Below are 21,085 nucleotides of genomic sequence, written 5' to 3' on the forward strand. Positions count from 1 at the left end.
CCCACACAAGGGAGTTGCCCCGTGCCGCACATCGCGATCGACAACGGACAGCCGGGAATCAGCGGCCTGCTGGCGCTGCGTCCGGACACCGCGGCCCCGCTGGGGATGCTCGCCAACGCGCTGCTGCGGGACCCGGCCCCGATGAGCCGGGGCGAGCGCGAGCTGGTCGCCGCCTACGTCTCCCGGCTCAACGGCACCCGCTTCTGCGAGGGTTCCCACAGCGCCTTCGCCGCGGCGCAGTTGGACGGCGGCGAGGATCTGGTGAAGGCCGCCCTGACCGACCCCTCGTCCGCGCCGCTCACCGAGCGGATGCGGGCCCTGCTGCGGATCGCGGCGGAGGTGCAGAAGCAGGCCAAGCCGGTCTCCGAGGAGGCGGTGGCGGCCGCCCGCGCGGCCGGCGCCGGTGACACGGAGATCCACGACACCGTGCTGATCGCCGCCGCGTTCTGCATGTACAACCGGTACGTCGACGCTCTGGACACCAACCTCCCCGAGGACCCGGGCTACTACGCCGAGGGCGCGAAGCACATCGTCGAGTCCGGCTACGGCCGCGAGAGCTGAGCCCCGGGAGACCGGGCCGCCCGGGCGGCGCGTCCTCGGACTTCGAGGACTTCGAGGACTTCGAGGAGGGCGCCGCCCGGGGCCGTCGAGAGGCACGACGAACAGCGCCCGGTGAGCAGGGCGAGGCGGACGGCGCAAGGCGAACGGCGCACCCCGAACAGGGCACGGCGGAAGAAGCGTCCGGCCGACAGGGCCACCAGGATGTCAGCGCTCGCGCACCGGTCCCCTGTCGAAGAGAGACACCGCCATGAGCACTTTCGCGTCGGGTCAGCCGAAGGCACTGGCCGACCCCGCCCCGCGCACCCCCGCCTCCCGCACCTCGCTGTTCGTCACCGGGGACTTCCCCCGGCGCCGCTGGCTCACCCTGCTGCTCGGCACCGCCGGCGGACTCCTGCTCGCGTACGCCTGGAACGCGAAACTCGTCGACGACGAGATCGGCTTCACCAGCGCCGACGCCCTGCTCGGACACGACGCCCACGGCACGCCGATCACCGGGGTGCTCTCCGGCATCCTGTTCGCGTTCGTCACCGGACTGGCCGGCTCGTTCACCGCCTGCAACATCGCGGCCTTCGGCGCGGTCGGCCCGCTGGTCGGCCAGGCGCCGTCGCTGCGCGGCCGGCTTCTGCACGTCGCCCGCCCCCTGGGCTGGATCTTCGCGGGCATGGCCCCGGTCTCGGCCGCCTACGGGGCCCTGGTCGGCCTCGTCGGCACGCACATGCCGCAGTTCTCGACGGCCGCGAGCAAGGGCCTCACGCCCCGCGCGATCCAGTCGATGACGACCTTCGGCCTGATCGGGCTCGTGATGATCGTGCTCGGCCTGGCCGCCGTCGGCCTGGTCAGGGACCCGCTGGCCGGCCTCTCCCGCCGCTTCCCGAACGCCCCGCTGGTGCTCGTCGGCGTGCTGATCGGCGGCTTCCTGGTGGGCCGGCCGTACCCGCTCTTCCGCGACCTGTTCCGGCACGCCGCCAAAACCCACGACCCGCTCTACGGCGCCGGCGCGTTCCTCCTGCAGTCGGTCGGCAACATCGTGGTCATGGCGCTGCTGTTCGCGCTGCTCACCTACGCGGCGGGCGGACGGCTGCAGCGCCGGCTGGCGGCCGTGCCCGCCCGGATCAGCGTGCTGACCGCCTCGGCCTTCCTGGTCGCCGGGGTCTTCACCGTCGTCTACTGGGACCTGCGGATCCTCGGCAAGCTCGGCTACATCTGGTTCCCGGCCTCCCCCTGGACCTGAGGCCCGTCCGGAACCTGAGGCCCGTCCGGACCCGGGGCCTGTCCGAACCCCAGGCCCGACGTGCCGCGGGCCCCGGCCCCCCCGGGAGGGGTGGCCGGGGCCCGCGCCGCGCTCGCCGCGCCCGGCCGTCAGCCGGTGACGCTCGGCGCGCCCGTCTCCAGGTGGCCGGTGAACCGCTGGGACCAGCTGCTGTCGGCGTCCACCGTGACGGTGAAGTCGTACCAGCCGTTGGTGAAGGCCACCGCGTTGAAGAAGTCGCTGACGCTGCCGCCGGCCGGCACCTGGTACGTCCAGGGACCGTCCGTCCGGTAGTTGTTCGAGGCGATGGTGAAGGTGATCGGCGTGCTGCCGGAGTTGGCCAGCTTGAACCAGAGCGCGAGCTTGCCCGTCCCCGGCTCGACCGCGTACGAGGCGGTGACGGCCGCGTTCTTCCCCGCCTTGGTGAGGTCGCCGGTGAAGCGGCGCAGGAAGCGGTTCGGGCCGACGACGGTCAGGTCGTACTTCCCGTTGCCGAAGCCGTTGGTGCCGCAGTTGAAGAAGTCGGTGACGGGGCTGCCGGAGTCCACGGTGTACTGCCAGGGGCCGCCGCCGCGGTAGGCGTTGGCGTAGGCGGCGAAGTGCGAGGCCCGGGCGGCGCCGTCGTTGGACATCTTCACCCAGACGTGCATGACACCGCCGGCGTCGGCGTCCCAGCGGTCCAGGTTGGCGTTCGGCTGGTACGGCAGGGCGCGCGCCGGGCGGGTGCCGGACTCCTGCACCGGCAGCTGGTTGTTCACCGGGGCCGGGTTGGGCAGCGGGCCGCAGGCGGACAGTCCGATGGTCTGCGAGGTGTCGGGCAGCGCGGGCAGACCGTACACCGGGTTGGCGAAGTCGAACACGCTGGTCAGGTCGCCGCAGACGCGGCGGCGCCAGTCGCTGATGTTCGGGCAGGTGGCGGGCTTGCCGAGGGCCGCCGTCCAGACCTCCAGGAAGCGCAGCACCGAAGTGTGGTCGAAGGTCTCGGAGTTGACCCAGCCGCCGCGGGTCCAGGGGGAGACGGCGATCAGCGGGACGCGGAAGCCCAGGCCGATGTTGGTGCCGTTGTAGAACTCGCCCGGGGTGCCGGCCGGGGCGGCCGGCGGCGGGACGTGGTCGAAGAAGCCGTCGTTCTCGTCGTAGTTGAGGAACAGGACGGTGGAGTCGAAGACGTTCGGGTCCGCGTTGAGCGCGTCGATCACCATGTGGACGAAGTGCGCGCCGTCGGCCGGGGTGGCGTAGGGGTGCTCGGAGGAGGCCTGGTCGGCGACGATCCAGGAGACCTGCGGGAGGGTTCCGGCCAGCACGTCGGCCTTGATCGCGGCGGCGATGTCGTCCGGGGTCCTCCCGGTGACCTTCGGCACCGAGCCCATGCCCTTGACCGCCAGCGGGCTGCCGGCCGGGGCACCCGTGAAGTTCGTGAAGTACGCCAGGGCGTTGTCGCCGTAGTTGTCGGCGGCGTTCTGGTAGACTTTCCAGCTGACGCCCGCCGTCTCCAGCGCCTCGGCATAGGTCTGCCAGCGCAGGCCCTTCTCCTCGCCGCCGTCGTAGGCCGGACCGCCTGCGGCACCGGACGGGTCGATCTGGCCGGACCAGTGGTAGGTGCGGTTGGGGCCGGTCGCGCTCAGCACGGAGCAGTGGTAGGCGTCGCAGATGGTCCAGTTCTCGGCCAGCGCGTAGTGGAACGGGATGTCCTGGCGGGTCATGAAGCCGAGCGTGCGGACGTTGCCCTTGGCGGCGACCCAGGAGTCCATCTTGCCGCCGTTCCAGGCCTTGTGCTGGTCGGACCAGCCGTGGCTGAGGTCCCCGTTGCACTGGGCGAGGCGCTCCGGGTCGGCGCCGCCGGCCGGCTTGGTCTGGCTGAACTGCCACGGGTACTGGCGGCCGAACAGGCCGTTGGGCTGGTTGAAGACGCTGTAGCCGCCGGATATCTGGATGGCGCTGCGGTCGGCGAAACCGCGCACGCCGCGCAGCATGCCGAAGTAGTGGTCGAAGCTGCGGTTCTCCTGCATCAGGATCACCACGTGCCGGGCGTCGGTGATGGTGCCGGTCGTGCTGAGCGCGGTGGTGGTGGTCGCGGCCGGGCCTCCCGGGGCGGCCCCCGCGGCGCCGGCGCCGGTGCCGGCCACGGCGAGGCCCGCCGCGGCGGCACCGGACAGCGTGACGAACTTCCTACGACTCAACTCGGCCATCAGCCCGGCCCGTCCCTTCGCTGGCGGTGTTGTGTACACAAGTCGGGGCTCACTCGATCGCGCAGCAGTCTCCACCGCGCGCGGAGCGGCCCACCAGATGCGCGCGGCAGGATTGGCGGACTGTTCGTCCGGGCGTCACCGAGCGACTCCCGGCTGAACGGGCGAAGGGGGTCGAGTGCTCAGCGGTCCTTGACCTCGATCCCCAGGGCGTGGGCGAACTGCGGCGCCAGCTCCAGCAGTTGGGTGGAGCTGATGACCGCGCCGCGCAGCCCCTGGTGGCCGTCGGCCAGGCCGAGCCGGACGGCGCCGCGCAGATCCGTCCCGCTCAGCTTCGCGCCGCGCAGGCGGACCTCCTCCAGGGTGGAGCCGGGGAAGGACACCCCGGTCAGCTTCGCCTCGCCGAAGTCCACGTCGCGCAGCAGGCAGTCCTCGAAGACGACGTCCCGCAGGACGGCCGAGCGCAGGTTGACCGCCTCCAGCTTGCAGCCCCGGAACACCACCCGGCGCAGCGCCGAGCCGTACCCGGCGACCCCGGCGAGCACTCCGCCGACGAAGGAGCTGTCCTGCCACTCGGAGTCGCTCAGGTCGCAGGCGACCCAGCGGCCGGCCTGCACCCACACCTCGTTGAACCGGGCCTGGCGCAGCTTGACGCCGCTGAGCGCGACACCGGTGAAGGCGCACTCCAGGAAGGCCGCTCCGGCGCCCGACTCGTCGGTGTGCTCGCCGCCGTCGAAGTGCGCGGTGTCGTACCGCCCGTCGCTGCGCAGCGGCCCGGTGTGCGGGCGCAGCAGCTCGGCGTACGGGAGGTCGGCGAGCCGGTCGGGGACGGCACGGGACATGGCGGCGGCTCCTGGCGGTCGAGGGCATTGGGGTCTCGCCCGCATGCTCGCACGCGGCACCGACAACGCCCGGCAGCGACGATGCCCGGCATCGACGGCATCCGGCATCGACGGCATCCGGCAGTGACCGCGCCCGGCAGCCGTGACGGCCCGACGGCACCCGGTTGGCCTCGACGCCGCGCTGACGCGCTGACGCGACGACGCCCCGGACCGACCGCGCCGGGGCGGCCGGTCCGGGGCGCTCACCGCTCGGGTCAGCCGCGCGCCCAGAGCGAGTTGACGCGGCTGCGCTCGGTGCCGTTCGGGTAGGGGTTGGTGCAGGAGGTGCCGGGGCCGCCGCCCGACATCAGCTCGCTGCACGGACCGGTGTAGTGGTCCGGCAGGCCGAGCACGTGACCGGTCTCGTGCGCCACCACGCGCACCGAGCTGTACTGCTGGTTCTGCTGGTAGTCGAGGAAGATGTAACCGCGCCCGTGGCCGTCGGTGCTGGCGTAGGAGCCGCGGCTGTCGTTGCCCTCGTAGTAGCGGAAGTCGGCGGCCGAGCCGGACCGCAGCTGGACGTTGGCGACCGAGCTGTTCCAGATCTGCGCGGCCTGGGATATCTGGTTGCGGAAGGACGGGGCGGAGCTGGCGTCGTAGGTGACGGTCACGGTCGCCAGGCCCGGGTTGGCGGCCTGCTTGGCCTTGGCGGAGGCCATCACGGCCTGGAAGAAGGCCTGGTTGTCCGCGGTCTCCGCGGCCGAGCCGGCGTACGTCGAGGCGGTGTAGCCCTGGACGGCGGCCGGGGCGGCCGGCGCCGCGGCGGCGGCCGTGGTGGGCAGGATGGCGAGGCCGGCCGCGAGGGCGAGGCCGAGGGTGGCGGACAGCACGGATCGCTTCATGTGGGGGCTCCGGTTCCTGAGGTGACGTGGCCGGTTGGGGGCCGGCCGGGGGGCACCTGGTCAACGGGTGGTGTCCCCAGAGCTTCGGGCAACCCGGTGCGCGCGCGGATGATGCCAACCCGCGATAGCCCCGTCCAATACCCCTGCCCCGGAACCGAATTGAGCCGCCTTTTCCCTCGCCTTGACCCAATCGCGCCCCTGGCTTTCCGTTCCGGCGGCGACTAGGCTCCCGTCCGGGGAAGTACCCGGAGCGGCGGGTCGCCCGATTCCGGCCGAGCGGCCCGCCGCGCCGAACCCGGCCGCGCCGGTTCCGCGCCGCGGGTCCCTTCGCCCGGGAGGCGTTGGGCCCGGCCACGCCCCCCACCCTGGGAACACGCCGCTTGATTGCCTGTCATGTCCTTGGCGAGTCGGCGTGACGGAGTTTATGCTCCGGACGTGGAGCTCGACGTGAGACACCTCCGGGTGCTGTGCGCGATCGCCGACAGCGGCAGCCTCCGCAAGGCCGCGCTCCGGCTCGGCATGACCCAGCCCTCCCTCACCACCCAGCTGCACCGCATCGAACGGGCCATCGGCGGCACCCTGTTCACCCGCGAGCAGACCGGCAGCCGGCCCACCGCGCTCGGCCACTCGGTGCTCTCCCGGGCCCGGCCGGTGATCACCGAGATGGCCGCCCTGGTGACCGCCGCCCGCCAGGAGGCCCGGGACGCGGCCGGGCCCGGCCGGCAGCGACGGCTGCGGATCGGCAGCGTCGGCAGCCGGGCGGTCGCGGCCTGGCTGCGCCGGGTGCACGAGCGGCTGCCGGACACCGACACCACCATCCACGTGGACGTCTCGGCCAGCGCGCTGCTGCGGATGGTCGCCGCCGACCAGCTGGACGTGGCCTTCGTGCACGAGAGCGAGGGCTTCCCGCTGCGGGTGCCGCCGGACGCCGAGCAGCGGGTGCTGATGGCCCGGGAGCCGCAGTTCGTGGCGCTCGCGGCCGGGCACCCGGCAGCCGCCCGGCCGGTCGTCCATCTCGCCGACCTCGCCGAGGACACCTGGATGGTCGACCCGACCGCCGACCACGAGTACGCGGCGATGCGCCGGGTGTTCAGCGAGGCCGGGCTCAACCCGCGGGTGGTGCAGGTGCGGGACAACGCCACCGCCGCCGAACTGGTCGCCTCCGGCGAGGCCGTCCGCCCCTGCCAGCCGACCTCGCTGCCCGGGCCCGGTACGGTGGTCCGCCCGGTGCACGGCGACCCGCTGGCCGTCCGGCTGCTGTTCACCTGGCGTCCGCGCGTGCTCAGCCCGCCGGCGCTGGACGCGCTGTACGGCGAACTGCGGGCCGCCTACCTGGACCTGGCCAGGGTCAACCCGGACTACCTGGACTGGCTGGCCCGGCACGAGCCGGTGCTGCTGGAGCGGGTCGGCTAGTCGGCGCTCACCCGGCCGCTCTCCCGCCCGCTCTCCCGGCCGTGGATCAGCACGCCCACCGCGACCATCAGCGCGCAGACCAGGCCCGCTGCGAGCACCCCGGAGCCGCCGAGCGCGGTGCAGCCCAGCACCAGCACGGCCCCCGTCGGCGCCATCGCCTGGACCACCGCCCCCCGCTTGGTGTGCCGGGAGTGCAGGAACCAGACGGTGAGCAGGTAGAGCGCGGTGGGCACGGTGACGGTCGCGGTGGCGGCGGTCTGCGAGATGTGCGCCTTGTGCACCGCCGACTCCACCGCGACCTCCAGCCCGGCGCCGATCGCCGCCGCCGAACCGAACACCAGGTAGTGCCCGTACCCCCAGACCAGCGCCTGCCGGTTGGACCGCAGGTGCTCGTGGACGGACCGGGCGAAGTAGATCCACCAGGCCGAGAAGCAGATCAGCAGCCCGCCGACCGCGACCGGCACCAGCCGGCCCAGGTCCTCGTGCTCGTCCACCGCCGACTGCACCGCGACCGTCGCCGCCGCCACCGTCTCGCCGAGCACGATCAGGGTGAACAGCCCGTACCGCTCGGCGATGTGGTGCGGGTGCCAGGAGGTGCGCATCCGCAGCTCGGCGATCACCGGGACGGCCAGCTCGCACAGCACCCCGACCGGGATGACGTACGGGCGGACGTCCTGCGGCAGGAAGAGCATCACCACCCAGCCGACCTGGCAGAGCGTGATCCCCACCGCGTAGCCCAGCGCGACCCGGCGCGCCAGGCCCTGCTCGCTGGCGGCCGCGCGCAGCCACTGGGTGACCATCGCCAGGCGCATCACCACGTAGCCGGCGATCACCAGCGCCAGGTCCTGGGTGGCGAACAGCCGCGGCACCCCGGCCGCGAGGATCAGCACCCCGGCGATCTGCACCAGCGTGGTGATCCGGTACGGCACGTCGTCGACGTCGTACGCGGAGGCGAACCAGGTGAAGTTCATCCAGGCCCACCAGATCGCGAAGAAGGCCAGCGCGTAGCCGCGCAGGCCCTCGCCGTAGTGCCCGGCCGCCAGCGAGTGGGCCAGTTCGCGCCCGGCCTGGCCCACCGCGACCACGAAACAGAGGTCGAAGAAGAGCTCCAGCGGGGTGGCGACCCGGTGCGGCTCGTGCCGGTCGCGCGGGACCATCCGGCGCACCGGCGGCGGGTCGACGGGGTGGCTTCGGGATGCCGCGGCGGGGTCACTGGCCATCGGAACTGCTCCGGGAGTCGGAAGGGGAGGGGGACGGGAAGGGGGACCGTCCCGCGCATCCTGGCAGCGCTCCCGGCCCGGTGCACGCACCGGCGCGGCAGGTGTGCACGCACCGGCACGGCGGTGTGCACTCTCGGGCCCGAAGCGGGGACACCCCGCACACCCCCGGCCACAATGGCCCCGTATGTCCCTTTTTTCCTTGCCGTCAGCCGCAGTTGACGCTTCGGTGCGCGAACCGGGTGACAGCTCGGCGGGTTTCCGGGCGTGCCCCGCGCGCTGACTGGCGGGTGACCCGGGCGCCGCTAGATTCTTCCCCGGTTGGAACAGCGCGGGCCCTGCCGGGCCCCACGACACGGGCGGCCTGCGGGCAACGCGGAAGGTCAAGGCGGGTGGCGGGACAGCGGGGGCGGCAGAGCCGATCCTCCCGCGTCCGCACCACCGGCCTCGTGATCACCGCGCTGCTCGCCAGCGCCTGCCGTGCGACCCGCCCCCGCGGCGGCTACTTCTCCCAGCCGACCTTGCCGTAGTCCTCCCCCGCCAGGCCGAAGGCCCCGTAGTTGGCCAGCCCCTTGCGGGTCGCCACCACCTCCGGCCGCTGGTAGAGCTCGACGGTGTGGCCGAGCTCCCAGATCCTGGCGTCCGCCTGGTTGTAGAGCTTCGCGGCCTCGGCCGGGTCGACCGTCCCGGCCGCCTTCTTCAGCAGGTCGTCGATCTCCTGGCTGCCCAGGCGCGAGGGGTTGCTGAAGCTGTTGTCGCCCACCGGCAGCCGGAAGTTGGTCAGGCTCTTGGACAACGGGAAGGAGTCGGTGTTGCGCCAGCTCGCGATCTCGAACTTGCCCGGGTTCACGTACTTGGTGAAGAAGTCGTTGGCGGGCACCTTGTCCAGGCTGACCTTGACGCCGGCCGCCTGCCACATCGCCACCGCCGCGGTGGCCAGGTCGATCTGGGCCTGCGGGGTGGAGTCGTTGAGCACCCAGTGCAGCTCCAGCGCCCCGCCGTCCTTGGTCCGCGGCTGACCGCTGCCCGATTCCTTCCAACCCGCCTCGTCCAGCAGCTTCTTGGCGGCGGCCAGGTCGAACTTGGCCCAGTCGCCGGAGGTGTCCTGGTAGCCGGTCTGGTTGGGCATGAAGATGTGGTTGCCGAGCGGTTTGAACTCCACCGGCACCCCGTTGTTGGCGATCTTGATCAGTGCCGAGCGGTCCAGCGCCCTGCCGAGCGCCTGGCGGACCTTCCGGTCCGCCAGCGCACCGGTGCCGCCGAAGGAGATGTGCACCTCGTCCCACGGGCTGGCCGCCCGGATCGCGGTGTCCTTGGCGTTCTTGAGCTGCCCGTAGGCGGCGGCGGTACCGGCCGCGGCGTAGTCGATCTCGTTGTTGAGGTAGGCCTGGGTCGTCGCCGACTGGGACATCACCCGGAAGGTGATCTTGTCGGCCTTCGCCCGGGTGCCCCACCAGGCCGGGTCCGGGACGAGGGTCAGGGTCTGCGCGGTCTTGTCCGCCGTGCCGACCTTGAACGCGCCCGCGGTGATCGGGATCTTCTCCACCCAGCCCTTGTTGAAGTCCTCCGGGGTGGAGATGCCGGCCGCCGGGATCAGCGGGCGGAACAGGTTCTGCCAGTCGGCGTACGGCTCGGCGAAGGTGACCTTCACCTCGGTCGGATCGGCGCCCTGTTCGACCGCGGAGATCTGCTCGTAGCCGGAGGAGTCGGAGACGAGGTACGCCGGGTCCTTGCCGCCGGCGGCCTGCCAGTCGGCCTTGAAGTCCAGGTAGCCCAGCGGCTTGCCGTCCGACCACTTGGCCTTGGGGTTGAGCTTGTACGTGACCACCTGCGGCGAGGTCGAGGTGACCTTGGCGTCCACCAGGTAGTCCGGGTCGGGCACGAAGGTGCCGGCGGCGTCCGTGTTGAAGAGCGAGGGCTCCAGGTTGCGCATGATCGAGACCGCGGAACCGTAGTAGCCGTCCACCTGCAGCGGGTTCCACTGGGTGATCCACTGGTACAGCGGGAAGCGCACCTCCCCGCCGTCCTTGACCTGGTCCAGCGGCTTGGGGTTGAGGTCGTTGGCGCCCTGCCCCGGCGGCTCGCTCTTGGCCGCGTTGTCGGCCGAACCGGCCCCGCCCGAGGTGCACGCGGTGACCGCGAGCGCGACGGCGACGGCGAGGGCGGCCGCCCGGCCGAGACGGCGGGCCGTGCTGGAAGCGTCCATGAGGGTCCCCCTGGGATCGATGACGGGAGTTGGGGCACGGGAGGTGTGACGGGGCTTGAGCGTGGGCAGCCAATTCGGCACCGAGCGAGCAGAAGGTAACAGCGGATCAGATCCACCACCAGGGGGAGGAACGCACGCCTGATCCAGACGTCACACGCGGCAACACGGGCGCAACACCACCTCAGCGCCCCGGTGCTTCACTCTGACCTGCGCATTCCCAACTCGCCCGCGACACCACCCGACTGACGCCCGAACGGGCCCGGACCGAAGGCCACTCGATGCCCACCAGACGCATCGGCCCCACCCGCACCATGACGGACGGCCGTTGATGCTCCGCTACCTGGCGAAACGGCTGGGCTACTACGCGGCGCTGCTGATCGCCGCCGTCTTCCTGGCGTACGCGATATCCGCGACCGCCCTGCAGCCGCGCACCTACTTCGACGCCAAGGTGCCCCGCCCGGCCGCCGAATCGGTCGAACGCCAACTCACCGCGCTCAACCTGAACGACCGCACCCCGGTCGTCGAGCGCTTCGGCCACTGGGCCGGCGGACTGCTCCACGGCGACCTCGGCCGCACCATCCACGACACCCCGGTCACCGACGACTTCGGCCGCCGGGTCTGGGTCTCGCTGCGGCTCCTGCTGGTCGGCAGCCTGCTCGGCATGGTCCTCGGCGTCGCGGCCGGGGCGTGGAGCGCCGTGCGCCAGTACCGGATCTCCGACCGGCTGCTCACCGTGCTGTCCTTCGTGCTGCTCTCCACCCCGGTCTTCCTGGTCGCGCTGTTCCTCAAGAACGGCGCGATCGCCGCCAAGGACGCGGTCGGCCACGAGGTCGTCCCGTTCACCGGCTACGAGACCCCCGGGCTCACCGGCGGCCTCGGCACCCACCTCGCCGACTGGGCGCTGCACCTGCTGCTGCCCACGATCTCGCTGGCCCTCGGCGGCCTCGCCACGTACAGCCGCTACCAGCGCGGCACCATGCTCGACGTGCTCGGGTCCGACTACCTGCGCACCGCCGAGGCCAAGGGCCTGACCCGCGGCCGGGCGCTGCTCAAGCACGGGCTGCGCACCGCGGTGATCCCGATGTCGACCATGTTCGCCTACAGCTTCCTGGGCATCTTCACCGGCGCGATCTTCACCGAGACGATCTTCGGCTGGCACGGCATGGGCGAGTGGCTGATCCAGTCGATCAACGAACAGGACGTCAACTCCGTGGTGGCCGTCAACCTGTTCACCGCCGTCGTCGTCCTCGCCTCCGGCTTCCTCGCCGACACCCTGCACGCCGCCCTCGACCCGCGCGTGCGGTCCTGACCGGAGGTGACCTGAGATGACCACCACCGTCGCCGACTCCGCCGCCCCGGCCACCGCCGCCCGGGCCACCGGCCGCGGCCGGCTCGTCCTCGGCCGGCTGCTCGCCGCCCGCGGCGCCGTCGCCGGGACCGTCGTCGTGCTGCTGCTTTTCGCGCTCGCCTTCGGCGGCCCGTACCTCACGCCCTGGGACTACGCCACCCCCGACTTCTCCGCACTGCACCAACCCCCCTCCGCCGAGCACTGGTTCGGCACCAACGGGGTCGGCCAGGACGTCTTCGCGCAGACCGTCCGCGGCCTGCAGAAGTCGCTGGTCATCGGACTGCTGGTGGCCCTGTTCTCCACCGTGCTGGCCTCCGTGGTCGGCGCCTGCGCCGGCTACTTCGGCGGCTGGGCCGACCGGACACTGATGTTCCTGGTGGACCTGCTGCTGGTCTTCCCCTCCTTCCTGATCATCACCATCGTCTCGGCCCGACTGAAGAGCGCCGGCTGGATCGCCTTCGTCCTGCTGCTCGCCCTGTTCAACTGGATGATCACCGCCCGGGTGGTCCGCTCGATGACCATCTCCCTGCGCGAGCGCGAATTCGTCCGCGCCGCACGGTTCATGGGGGTGCGGCCACTGCGGATCATCAGCCGGCACATCCTGCCGAACGTCGCCTCCTTCCTCATCATCGACGCCACCATCGCGGTCGGCGGCGCCGTGATGAGCGAGACCGCGCTCTCCTACTTCGGCTTCGGGGTCAAACCGCCGGACGTCTCGCTCGGCACCCTGCTCGCCGCCGGAACCGGTGAGGCCCCGGTCTTCCCCTGGCTGTTCTACTTCGCCGCCGGGCTGCTGGTGCTGTTCGTCCTCGCCGTCAATCTGATCGGGGACGGGCTGCGCGACGCGCTCGACCCCACCTCCGGGGCCGAGCCCCGCCGTTCACGCCGCACCCCTCGCATCCGCCGCACCCGCCGTACCGCTCGATCGCGCCCCGCCACCGTCTCCGCCGGCCGTAGGAAGCTCCCGTGACCACCACCGTCGAAACCCCGCTGCTCGCCGTCCGGGACCTGCGGGTGGACTTCGCCGGGCCCGACGGCCCGGTCCCCGCCGTCCGCGGGGTGGACCTCACCCTGCGGCGCGGCGAGACCCTCGGCATCGTCGGCGAGTCCGGCTCCGGGAAGTCCGTCACCGCGCTGTCCGTGCTCGGGCTGCTGCCCGGCACGGCGAGCGTCAGCGGCTCGGTGCGGCTGGACGGACGGGAACTGGTCGGGCTGCCGGGCCGGGAGCTCGCCGCGATCCGCGGCCGCCGGATCGCCATGGTCTTCCAGGACCCGCTCTCCGCCTTCACCCCGGTCTACCGGATCGGCGACCAGATCGCCGAGGCGGTCCGCGTCCACCAGCGGGTGGACCGGGCCGCGGCGCGCCGCCGGGCCGCCGAGCTCCTCGACCTGGTCGGCATCCCGGCACCCGACCGGGCCCTGGACAGCTTCCCGCACGAGTTCTCCGGCGGCATGCGCCAGCGCGCGATGATCGCCATGGCGGTCGCCAACGAACCCGACGTCCTGCTCGCCGACGAACCCACCACCGCGCTCGACGTCACCATCCAGGCCCAGGTGCTGGAGGTGCTGCGCACCGCCCGGCGGGAGACCGGCGCGGCGCTCGTCCTGGTCAGCCACGATCTCGGGGTGATCGCCGGAACGGCCGACCGGGTCGCCGTGATGTACGCCGGACGGGTGGTCGAGACGGCCGGGGTCGACGAGCTGTTCGCGGCCCCCCGCCACCCCTACTCGCTGGGCCTGATCGGCGCGGTGCCCCGGCTGGACGGGCGCGGCGGTCCGCTCGTACCGATCCCCGGCACCCCGGCGCCGATGGCCGAACTGCCCCCGGGCTGCCCGTTCGCGGCGCGCTGCCCGCTGGCGGAGGAGCGCTGCTCGACGGCCGAGCCCGTCCTGGAGGGGACGGACGGCCACCTGTCGGCGTGCGTGCGGTCGGCGGAACTCGCCGAGCGGCGGCCCGCTCCGGCCGAGGTCTTTCCCGTCCCGGAGCTGCCCGTCGGCTCCTCCGGGGTGGGGGACCGCTCCGCCCGGACGCCGGTGCTGTCGGTGAGAGGCCTCGGAAAAACGTTCCCTCTCCTCAAGGGCACCGTCTTCAAGCGCAAGGTCGGCGAGGTGTACGCGGTGGACGGCGTCGACCTGGACCTTCGGGAGGGCGAGACCCTCGGCCTGGTCGGCGAGTCCGGCTCCGGCAAGTCCACCACCCTGTTCGAACTGCTGCGGCTCGGCGCCCCGGAGACCGGTCGGATCGAACTGTTCGGCCGGGACACCGCCGCACTCGGCCGGGCCGAGGCCCACCGGCTGCGCGCCCGGGTGCAGATCGTCTTCCAGGACCCGATGGCCAGCCTGGACCCCCGGATGCCGATCGGCGACATCGTCGCCGAACCGCTGCTCGCCCAGCGCGTCCCGCGCGAGGAGATCGCCCGCCGCGTGCCCGAGCTGCTGCACCAGGTCGGCCTCGACCCGGAGCACGCCGTCCGCTACCCCCACCAGTTCTCCGGCGGCCAGCGGCAGCGCGTCTCGATCGCCCGCGCGCTCGCCGTCCGGCCCGGGCTCCTCGTGCTGGACGAACCGGTCTCCGCGCTGGACGTCTCCATCCAGGCCGGCGTGCTCAACCTGCTCCAGTCGCTCAAGGCCGAGCTGGGCCTGTCCTACCTGTTCGTCTCGCACGACCTCTCGGTGATCCGGCACCTCGCCGACCGGGTCAGCGTGATGTACCTCGGCCGGACGGTCGAGCAGGGCGAGGTGTCCGCCGTCTTCGACCGCCCCCGCCACCCGTACACCCGCGCCCTGCTCTCCGCCGTCCCGCTCCCCGACCCCGCCGCCGAGCGCGCCCGCGACCGCGTCCTGCTGGCCGGCGACCCTCCCCCGCCCACCGAGCGCCGCACCGGCTGCGTCTTCCGCACCCGCTGCCCGCGCTACGCCGCGCTCACGGCTCCGGCGGACCGGGCCCGCTGCGAGCGGGAACGGCCGGCCCTGGTCGGCGGCGCGCCGGGAGCGGACCACCAGGCGGCCTGCCACCACCCCGAACCCGGAGACGACTACGCGGAGTGATCACTCGAACACGATTCGGTGAATCCGGGCGGCGCCGTGTAGAGTCTTCGACGTCAGCAAGCGCCGCTAGCTCAGTTGGTTAGAGCAGCTGACTCTTAATCAGCGGGTCCGGGGTTCGAGTCCCTGGCGGCGCACATGGCAAGGTCTCAGGCCGTCCACTCCAGTGGGCGGCCTGAGGCGTTTTCCGGACGGGAACGAGGGTCGCCCCGACCCCGACACCGCCCAGGAGCGGCTCGGCGGTGGTTCGGCCGTGCTTCGGCGGCTCGGCACGGCGTCGGGGGCTCGGCAGCCCCGCGGCCGCGCCCCCGTGGCGCCTCAGCGGGTGTCGAGCACGGCCGAGGCCACCGCGTCCGGGCGGTCGAACATCACCAGGTGCCCGGCCGGGGCGGTGGTGCGGAAGTCCGCCCCGAGCAGCGCCGCCAGCTCCCGCTGCCGGTCCAGCCAGTCCTCGGTCCGACCGGTCCGGCAGCCGTCGTCGGCGGCCAGCACGGTGACCGGCAGGTCCTCCGCCAGCGGCCGGGTGCTCCGCAGCTCGTCCAGCTCCGCGGCCGTGTCGAGGTAGCGCCCGTTCTCCCGCAGCAGCGCGCGCAGGGCCCGCCCGGTGCGGTAGCAGTGCCGGACCAGCAGCGCCGGGGCGAGGTCCTCGCGGCGGACGGTCGACAGCCGGGCCGTGGCCCGGCGGACGGTCGGGCCCAGCAGGTAGGGCACCGCGAGGGCGGTGGCGGCACCGGCCAGCGCGCGGGCCGCCAGGTCGCGCGCGCCGGGCGCCGGGTACGGCCGGGCGGCCGCCTCCACGCTGCCGTCCACCAGCACCAGCCCGGCGGTCCGCTCGGGGTGCAGCCGGGCGAAGGCCTCCACGTGGAAGCCCGCGAGCGAGTGCCCGACCACCGTGCAGGGCTCCCGCAGTCCGAGGCCGTCCAGCACCGCCCGGATGCGTCCGGCCTCGCCGGCCGCCGTCGGCGCGGGCCGCCCGGTGGCGGGCTCGGGGGCGCTCAGCCCGTAACCGGGCCGGTCGAAGCGGACCACGGTGCGGTACGGGGTGAGGAAGGGGACGACCAGGTCCCAGTCGAACCAGCTGCTGCCGAGGCCGCCCGAGAGCAGGCAGACCGGGCCGCTGCCCTCGGTGCGGACGTGCAGCGGGACACCGCCGACGCGCAGGAAGCGCGCCCCGCCGGTGCCCTCCGCTCCGGGCGGGCTCATGCCGGCCTGCCACGCTCTGGCCTGCCGGGTCGTATCCGGGGGTGTGCTGGCTGGGGACTGGGCACCGTTCCACCCTAACCAGCGGCGAACTCCGGCCCAACCGGAAGGAAAGGGGCGGATCGGGCGGCGACGGTACGAGGCATCCCCCGGAAGCGTGTATTGTTTTCCAGGTCAGCAAGCGCCGCTAGCTCAGTTGGTTAGAGCAGCTGACTCTTAATCAGCGGGTCCGGGGTTCGAGTCCCTGGCGGCGCACAGACAGTTGGGGAGCCTCTCGCAGCAGCGAGGGGCTCCCCGATTTTTTGGCCTCCGACGTCCGATTTGCGTGTGATGTCGGTCTCGATTGGCGATCCGCCGGAGCCATCCGGCCCGTTCTGCTCGTCCAGGGCAGTAGAACCGGAATCGGGACAAAGGTCCCCAACCGCCGATGTCCCCGTCCGTGCAGGCTGCTCGACGCGCCCGCAGGAAAGGCCGCGCTTTGTCCAGGAACGCCCAGAGCGGCCGTGGCACGCCGTCGATCAGTCTCCGCCCGGTCAAGCGGTTCAAGCGCTCTGCCGGCCCGGCCGGCGGGGCGGGTCGCTCCGCCGGGTCCGGCGGGTCCGGCGGGTCCGGCGGCAAGAAGTCGCGTCGCCCGAAGCGCACCGGCTGGCGCCGGCTGATACCCACCTGGCGGATGACCCTGCTCGGCTTCGGCACGGCACTGCTGCTCGGCATCGGCCTGTTCGCACTCGGGATCGCCCTGGTGAAGGTGCCGGACGCGCACGCCGCCGCGACCGCCCAGAGCAACACCTGGCTCTACTCGGACGGTTCGGTGCTCACCCGCACCGGCCAGACCAACCGGCAGAACGTCGCCCTGGACAAGGTCTCCCCCGCCGCCCAGCACGCCGCGCTGGCCGCCGAGGACCGGAACTTCTACAACGAGGGCGCGGTCAACGTCCAGGGCCTGGCCCGGGCCGCGATCAACACGGCCAAGGGCCAGGGGACCCAGGGCGGCTCCACCATCACCCAGCAGTACGTGAAGAACACGTACCTGAACCAGAAGCAGTCGATCACCCGCAAGGTGAAGGAACTGTTCATCGCCATCAAGGTGGACGCCACCGAGAGCAAGGACGACGTCCTCGCCGGCTACCTGAACACCTCCTACTACGGCCGCGGCGCCTACGGCATCCAGGCCGCCGCCCAGGCGTACTTCGGCATCGACGCGTCCGCCCTCAACCCCGCCCAGGGCGCCTACCTGGCCACCCTGCTGAACGCCCCGAGCGCGTACGACGTCGCCACCGCGACCGCGGCGGGCAAGCAGAACGCCGTCAACCGCTGGAACTACGTGCTCGACGGCATGGTCAAGGAGGGCTGGCTCTCCGCGGAGGAGCGGGCCGCGACCACCTTCCCGGAGGTCCGGGACCCGCAGCCCAACCCGGGCCTGTCCGGCCAGGCCGGCTACCTGGTCGACGCGGCCACCCAGTACCTCACCTCCAGCGGGGTGATCAACGAGACCGAGCTGGCCAAGGGCGGCTACACGATCAGGCTGAGCATCGACCCGGCCCGCCAGCAGGCCCTCCAGGACTCCGTCCAGGCCCAGCTGCACGACACCCTGAGCCCGGACAAGCGGAAGAAGGACGCGGTCGCCCAGGCCGGCGCCGCCTCCGTGGACCCGAAGACCGGCGCGGTCGTCGCCCTGTACGGCGGCACCGACTACGTGAAGCACTACGTCGACAACGCCACCCGGCGCGACTACCAGGCCGGCTCGACCTTCAAGGCGATCGCGCTGGCCGCCGCGTTCGAGAACGGCGCCAAGACCCAGGACGGCCGCACCATCACGCCGCGCACGGTCTACGACGGCACCAGCGGCCGCAAGGTCCGCGGCGGCAAGGGCACCCCGTACGCGCCGCCGAACGAGGGTGACAAGAGCTACGGCCAGATCAGCCTCCAGCAGGCCACCGACTGGTCGGTCAACTCGGCGTTCGCGCAGCTCGCGCAGGACACCGGGCTCCAGAAGGTCAAGGACACCGCCATCGCGATGGGCCTGCCCGGCAACACCCCGGGGCTCGACCCGGTGCCGTCCATCCCGCTGGGCGCGGCCACCCCGAGCGTGCTCGACATGGCGGGCGTGTACGCCACGCTGGACAACGGCGGCAAGCAGATCACGCCGTGGCTGGTGCAGTCGGTGGACCGCGAGGGCGAGAACGTCGCGCTGCCCGCGCACAAGACCACCCAGGCGATCAGCGAGGACACCGCCAACCAGGTCACCTCGATGCTCCAGGGCGTGGTGAACGACCCGGGCGGCACCGGCTGGCGCGCCAAGGCGCTCGGCCGCCCGGCAGCCGGCAAGACCGGTACCACCGACGACCAGAAGTCGGTCTGGTTCGTGGGCTACACCCCCGAGCTGGTCACCTCGGTCGCCCTGTTCGGCCAGGATCCGGGCACCGGTGCCCAGGTCAGCCTGAGCGGCGTCGGCGGCATCGACGGCGCGGCCGGCGGCCAGTACCCGGCCCAGATCTGGACCGGCTACATGAAGGCCGCGCTCAAGGGTCAGCCGGTCGGCGACTTCCCGACCCCGGCCGACGGCGGCTCCTCGGGTGCCACCGACCTGCCGGCCGCCCCGAGCACGCCGAGCGGCACCCCGTCGACGAGCGCCCCCACCGGCACTCCGAGCACCGGCCCCACCACGGCGCCGAGCGACGGCTCGGTCCCGTCGGGCGGCACCGACGGCGGTGCGACCACCGCGCCGACGGCTCCGCCGACCAGCCGGCCGACCACCCAGCCCACCCGGCCGCCCCGACCCACCACGAAGCCGACGCCGACCACCCAGCCGACCGCGCCCCCGACCTCCCAGCCAACCGGCCAGCCCACGGGCGGGACGGACGCGTTCGCGGGGGCGGGTGCCTCGTCCGGCGGCTGACGCTGACGGGGACCGTTGCGGGGGTCCTTGCGGGGGTCGTTGCGAGGGGCTGTTGCGGGGGTCGTTGCGAGGGGCTGTTGCGGGGGCCGTTGCGGCCCCCGCTCCGGTTCGGGTGATTGCGCCATTGCGCACAGTCGAGGGCAGGACCAAATGACGGAATGGCGCCTTACCCGATCATCAATGTGACTGTCACAATGCGGCGGTGCACAGATCAACGGCCTCGCCCACCCTCCCCTCGGGCAGAACCCTCGGCCTCGGCCTCGCGCTGGTCTCCGCCATCGCCTTCGGCGGCTCCGGTACCGCGGCCAAGCCGCTGATCGAGGCCGGGCTCTCCCCGCTGCACGTGGTGTGGCTCCGGGTCACCGGGGCGGCGGTCGCGCTCCTCCCGGTCGCCTACCGGCACCGGCACGCCGTACTGCGCCGCCCCGGCCTGCTGCTCGGCTTCGGCCTGCTCGCCGTGGCCGGCGTCCAGGCCTGCTACTTCGCGGCGATCTCCCGCATCCCGGTCGGCGTCGCCCTGCTCATCGAGTACCTCGGGCCGCCGCTGCTGATCGGCTACGTCAAGTTCGTCCAGCGCAAGCCGATCACCCGCGGCGCGGCCGTCGGCGCCGGCGTCGCGGTGGCCGGGCTGGCCTGCGTGGTCGAGGTCTGGAACGGCCTGAGCTTCGATGCCCTGGGCGTGCTGTTCGCCCTCGGCGCGGCCTTCTGCCAGGTCGGCTACTTCGTGCTCGCCGACGCCGGGCGGCGCGGCGAGCGCCCGGTCGACCCGCTCGCCGTCAGCGCGTTCGGGCTGCTCATCGGCGCCGTACTGCTCACCGCCCTCACCCGGCCGTGGCAGGCCGACTGGAGCCCGCTCGGCGGGTCGGTGGTGATGAACGGGCACAGCCTGCCCGCGTTCCTCCCGGCCACGTGGATGGTCCTGATCGCCACCGTGCTCGCCTACGTGACCGGCGTGATCTCGGTCGGCTACCTCTCGCCGCCGATCGCCGGGGTGGTCGCCAACCTGGAGGCCGTGGTCGCCACCGTGACGGCCTGGGTGCTGCTCGGCGAACACCTCGGGCTGCCGCAGATCGCGGGCGGCCTGCTGGTGCTGACCGGGGCCTTCGCGGCGCAGGCGAGCAAGCCCGCGGAGGCGGGCGCGGTTCCGCGGGCCGACGGCCCTGAAGCTTCCGGGCCCGGGGCTGCCGGATCCGGGGCTGCCGAGCTCGGGGCTGCCGACCGGGTGGCCGCCGAGCGTGGGGTCAGCGGCCGGTCCAGCCGAACCAGTCGAGGTGATTGAGCGGCCACACGACGGCCGACACCGGGCCGACCACGTTGTCCACCGGCACGGCGCCGCCACCCGGGCCGTGCTGGTGGTAGCGGGAGTCCGCGGAGTCGCTGCGGTGGTCGCCCTCGACCCAGACGTAGCCCGACGGCACCTTCACCGGCCCGAAGTCCAGCCCCGCGCAGGAGTCGTCCCCGGGGTGCAGGTACGGCTCGTCGACCTTCCGCCCGTCGACGGTCAGCGTGCTGCCCTCGCACTGCACGGTCTGTCCACCGGTCGCGATGACCCGCTTGACCAGGTAGTTGTCGTCCTTCGGCGGCACCAGGCCGACGAAGCTGAGCGCCGAGCTCGCGGCGTTGGTGACCGGGTTCGGATCGGTCGGCTGCGGCGGCAGCCAGCCCCCCGGGTCCTTGAACACCACCGGCTGACCCGGCTCCGGCTCCCAGCCGGTCAGCGGCGCCAGCTTGTTCACGCCGACCCGGTCGCCGATCCGCAGGGTGTTCTCCATCGAGCCGGACGGGATGGTGAACACCTGGAACAGGCAGGTCTTGATCAGCAGCGCGACCACCAGGCCGACCGCCGCCATCACCGGCAGCTCGATCCACCACGGCCGCGGACGCCGCCCCGAGCGGGCCTTGCGGCCACGCTCACCGCGCGCCCGGCGACGGGCCTCGGCACGACCGCCGGACACCTCGTGGGCGTTCGACGCGGAATCGCCGGGGGCTCCGGTTCCGCTGGGCGTTTCGGGCAGGTTCACCGCCATCGTCGCTGCTC

15 protein-coding genes and 2 tRNA genes are annotated in these 21,085 nt (G+C 72.8%); 10 read left to right on the plus strand and 7 right to left on the minus strand.

Features of this window, described 5'->3' with window-relative positions; genetic code table 11:
• The first annotated feature begins 21 nt into the window (after positions 1-21).
• Both ABZ449_RS25525 and ABZ449_RS25530 read left to right on the plus strand, forming a co-directional pair.
• Positions 22-561 carry a carboxymuconolactone decarboxylase family protein gene (locus ABZ449_RS25525; protein WP_360350121.1) on the plus strand — a complete coding sequence of 180 codons (540 nt, stop codon included), beginning with the start codon at positions 22-24 and terminating at the stop codon, positions 559-561.
• A 247-nt stretch (positions 562-808) separates the two neighbouring features.
• On the plus strand, positions 809-1,792 hold the full coding sequence (locus tag ABZ449_RS25530) for a hypothetical protein (protein ID WP_360350124.1): 984 nt from the start codon (positions 809-811) through the stop codon (positions 1,790-1,792).
• 128 nt (positions 1,793-1,920) lie between these two features.
• On the opposite strand, the gene ABZ449_RS25535 is transcribed toward ABZ449_RS25530, so the two are convergent.
• From ABZ449_RS25535 to snpA, 3 genes are all read right to left on the minus strand, one after another.
• Positions 1,921-3,999 carry a phosphocholine-specific phospholipase C gene (locus ABZ449_RS25535; RefSeq protein WP_360350127.1) on the minus strand — a complete coding sequence of 693 codons (2,079 nt, stop codon included), beginning with the start codon at positions 3,997-3,999 and terminating at the stop codon, positions 1,921-1,923.
• A gap of 179 nt (positions 4,000-4,178) precedes the next feature.
• On the minus strand, positions 4,179-4,838 hold the full coding sequence (locus ABZ449_RS25540; RefSeq protein WP_360350129.1) for a pentapeptide repeat-containing protein: 660 nt from the start codon (positions 4,836-4,838) through the stop codon (positions 4,179-4,181).
• A gap of 254 nt (positions 4,839-5,092) precedes the next feature.
• Positions 5,093-5,719, minus strand: a complete 627-nt coding sequence (gene snpA, locus ABZ449_RS25545) for a snapalysin (RefSeq protein ID WP_360350132.1) — start codon at positions 5,717-5,719, stop codon at positions 5,093-5,095.
• A gap of 435 nt (positions 5,720-6,154) precedes the next feature.
• Between snpA and ABZ449_RS25550 the strand changes: the two genes are divergently transcribed.
• Positions 6,155-7,132 (plus strand): LysR family transcriptional regulator, encoded by a 978-nt coding sequence (locus ABZ449_RS25550; protein WP_360350135.1) that lies wholly within the window; start codon positions 6,155-6,157, stop codon positions 7,130-7,132.
• Here the strand turns inward: ABZ449_RS25550 and ABZ449_RS25555 are convergent.
• Positions 7,129-8,352, minus strand: a complete 1,224-nt coding sequence (locus tag ABZ449_RS25555; RefSeq protein WP_360350138.1) for a low temperature requirement protein A — start codon at positions 8,350-8,352, stop codon at positions 7,129-7,131. The two genes, ABZ449_RS25550 and ABZ449_RS25555, sit on opposite strands and share 4 nt — an antisense overlap.
• Positions 8,353-8,851: 499 nt before the next feature.
• The gene (locus ABZ449_RS25560; RefSeq protein WP_360350141.1) at positions 8,852-10,555 is read right to left on the minus strand and encodes an ABC transporter family substrate-binding protein; all 1,704 of its coding nucleotides are present in this window, start codon (positions 10,553-10,555) and stop codon (positions 8,852-8,854) included.
• Between the two features lie 328 nt (positions 10,556-10,883).
• Between ABZ449_RS25560 and ABZ449_RS25565 the strand changes: the two genes are divergently transcribed.
• The 4 genes from ABZ449_RS25565 (at position 10,884) to ABZ449_RS25580 (ending at position 15,085) form a co-directional block, all read left to right on the plus strand.
• The gene (locus ABZ449_RS25565) at positions 10,884-11,864 is read left to right on the plus strand and encodes an ABC transporter permease (protein WP_360350149.1); all 981 of its coding nucleotides are present in this window, start codon (positions 10,884-10,886) and stop codon (positions 11,862-11,864) included.
• A 16-nt stretch (positions 11,865-11,880) separates the two neighbouring features.
• A complete protein-coding gene (locus ABZ449_RS25570) occupies positions 11,881-12,873 on the plus strand; it encodes an ABC transporter permease (RefSeq protein ID WP_360350152.1) in 993 nt (330 codons plus the stop codon).
• Positions 12,870-14,951, plus strand: a complete 2,082-nt coding sequence (locus tag ABZ449_RS25575; RefSeq protein WP_360350155.1) for an ABC transporter ATP-binding protein — start codon at positions 12,870-12,872, stop codon at positions 14,949-14,951. The genes ABZ449_RS25570 and ABZ449_RS25575 overlap by 4 nt, the downstream gene beginning before the upstream one ends.
• A 60-nt stretch (positions 14,952-15,011) precedes the next feature.
• Positions 15,012-15,085, plus strand: a tRNA-Lys gene (locus tag ABZ449_RS25580).
• A 181-nt stretch (positions 15,086-15,266) separates the two neighbouring features.
• On the opposite strand, the gene ABZ449_RS25585 is transcribed toward ABZ449_RS25580, so the two are convergent.
• Complete coding sequence (locus tag ABZ449_RS25585) at positions 15,267-16,151, minus strand: alpha/beta hydrolase (RefSeq protein ID WP_360350158.1); 885 nt, start codon at positions 16,149-16,151, stop codon at positions 15,267-15,269.
• A 178-nt stretch (positions 16,152-16,329) separates the two neighbouring features.
• Between ABZ449_RS25585 and ABZ449_RS25590 the strand changes: the two genes are divergently transcribed.
• From ABZ449_RS25590 to ABZ449_RS25600, 3 genes are all read left to right on the plus strand, one after another.
• Positions 16,330-16,403, plus strand: a tRNA-Lys gene (locus ABZ449_RS25590).
• Between the two features lie 223 nt (positions 16,404-16,626).
• Complete coding sequence (locus ABZ449_RS25595) at positions 16,627-19,047, plus strand: transglycosylase domain-containing protein (RefSeq protein WP_360350161.1); 2,421 nt, start codon at positions 16,627-16,629, stop codon at positions 19,045-19,047.
• 202 nt (positions 19,048-19,249) lie between these two features.
• The gene (locus ABZ449_RS25600; protein WP_360350164.1) at positions 19,250-20,326 is read left to right on the plus strand and encodes an EamA family transporter; all 1,077 of its coding nucleotides are present in this window, start codon (positions 19,250-19,252) and stop codon (positions 20,324-20,326) included.
• Here ABZ449_RS25600 and lepB read toward each other — a convergent pair.
• The gene (lepB, locus tag ABZ449_RS25605) at positions 20,289-21,074 is read right to left on the minus strand and encodes a signal peptidase I (RefSeq protein ID WP_360350167.1); all 786 of its coding nucleotides are present in this window, start codon (positions 21,072-21,074) and stop codon (positions 20,289-20,291) included. The two genes, ABZ449_RS25600 and lepB, sit on opposite strands and share 38 nt — an antisense overlap.
• Between the last annotated feature and the right edge of the window lie 11 nt (positions 21,075-21,085).

The organism is Kitasatospora sp. NPDC005856 (assembly GCF_040629945.1).
Classification (GTDB): domain Bacteria; phylum Actinomycetota; class Actinomycetes; order Streptomycetales; family Streptomycetaceae; genus Kitasatospora.

Excerpts from the sequence above, each read along its gene's own strand:
- ABZ449_RS25530 (WP_360350124.1), top strand. The coding sequence starts at position 809 with ATGAGCACTTTCGCGTCGGGTCAGCCGAAGGCACTGGCCGACCCCGCC.
- ABZ449_RS25535 (WP_360350127.1), bottom strand. The coding sequence starts at position 3,999 with ATGGCCGAGTTGAGTCGTAGGAAGTTCGTCACGCTGTCCGGTGCCGCC.
- ABZ449_RS25540 (WP_360350129.1), bottom strand. The coding sequence starts at position 4,838 with ATGTCCCGTGCCGTCCCCGACCGGCTCGCCGACCTCCCGTACGCCGAG.
- snpA (WP_360350132.1), bottom strand. The coding sequence starts at position 5,719 with ATGAAGCGATCCGTGCTGTCCGCCACCCTCGGCCTCGCCCTCGCGGCC.
- ABZ449_RS25555 (WP_360350138.1), bottom strand. The coding sequence starts at position 8,352 with ATGGCCAGTGACCCCGCCGCGGCATCCCGAAGCCACCCCGTCGACCCG.
- ABZ449_RS25560 (WP_360350141.1), bottom strand. The coding sequence starts at position 10,555 with ATGGACGCTTCCAGCACGGCCCGCCGTCTCGGCCGGGCGGCCGCCCTC.
- ABZ449_RS25565 (WP_360350149.1), top strand. The coding sequence starts at position 10,884 with ATGCTCCGCTACCTGGCGAAACGGCTGGGCTACTACGCGGCGCTGCTG.
- ABZ449_RS25570 (WP_360350152.1), top strand. The coding sequence starts at position 11,881 with ATGACCACCACCGTCGCCGACTCCGCCGCCCCGGCCACCGCCGCCCGG.
- ABZ449_RS25585 (WP_360350158.1), bottom strand. The coding sequence starts at position 16,151 with ATGAGCCCGCCCGGAGCGGAGGGCACCGGCGGGGCGCGCTTCCTGCGC.
- lepB (WP_360350167.1), bottom strand. The coding sequence starts at position 21,074 with ATGGCGGTGAACCTGCCCGAAACGCCCAGCGGAACCGGAGCCCCCGGC.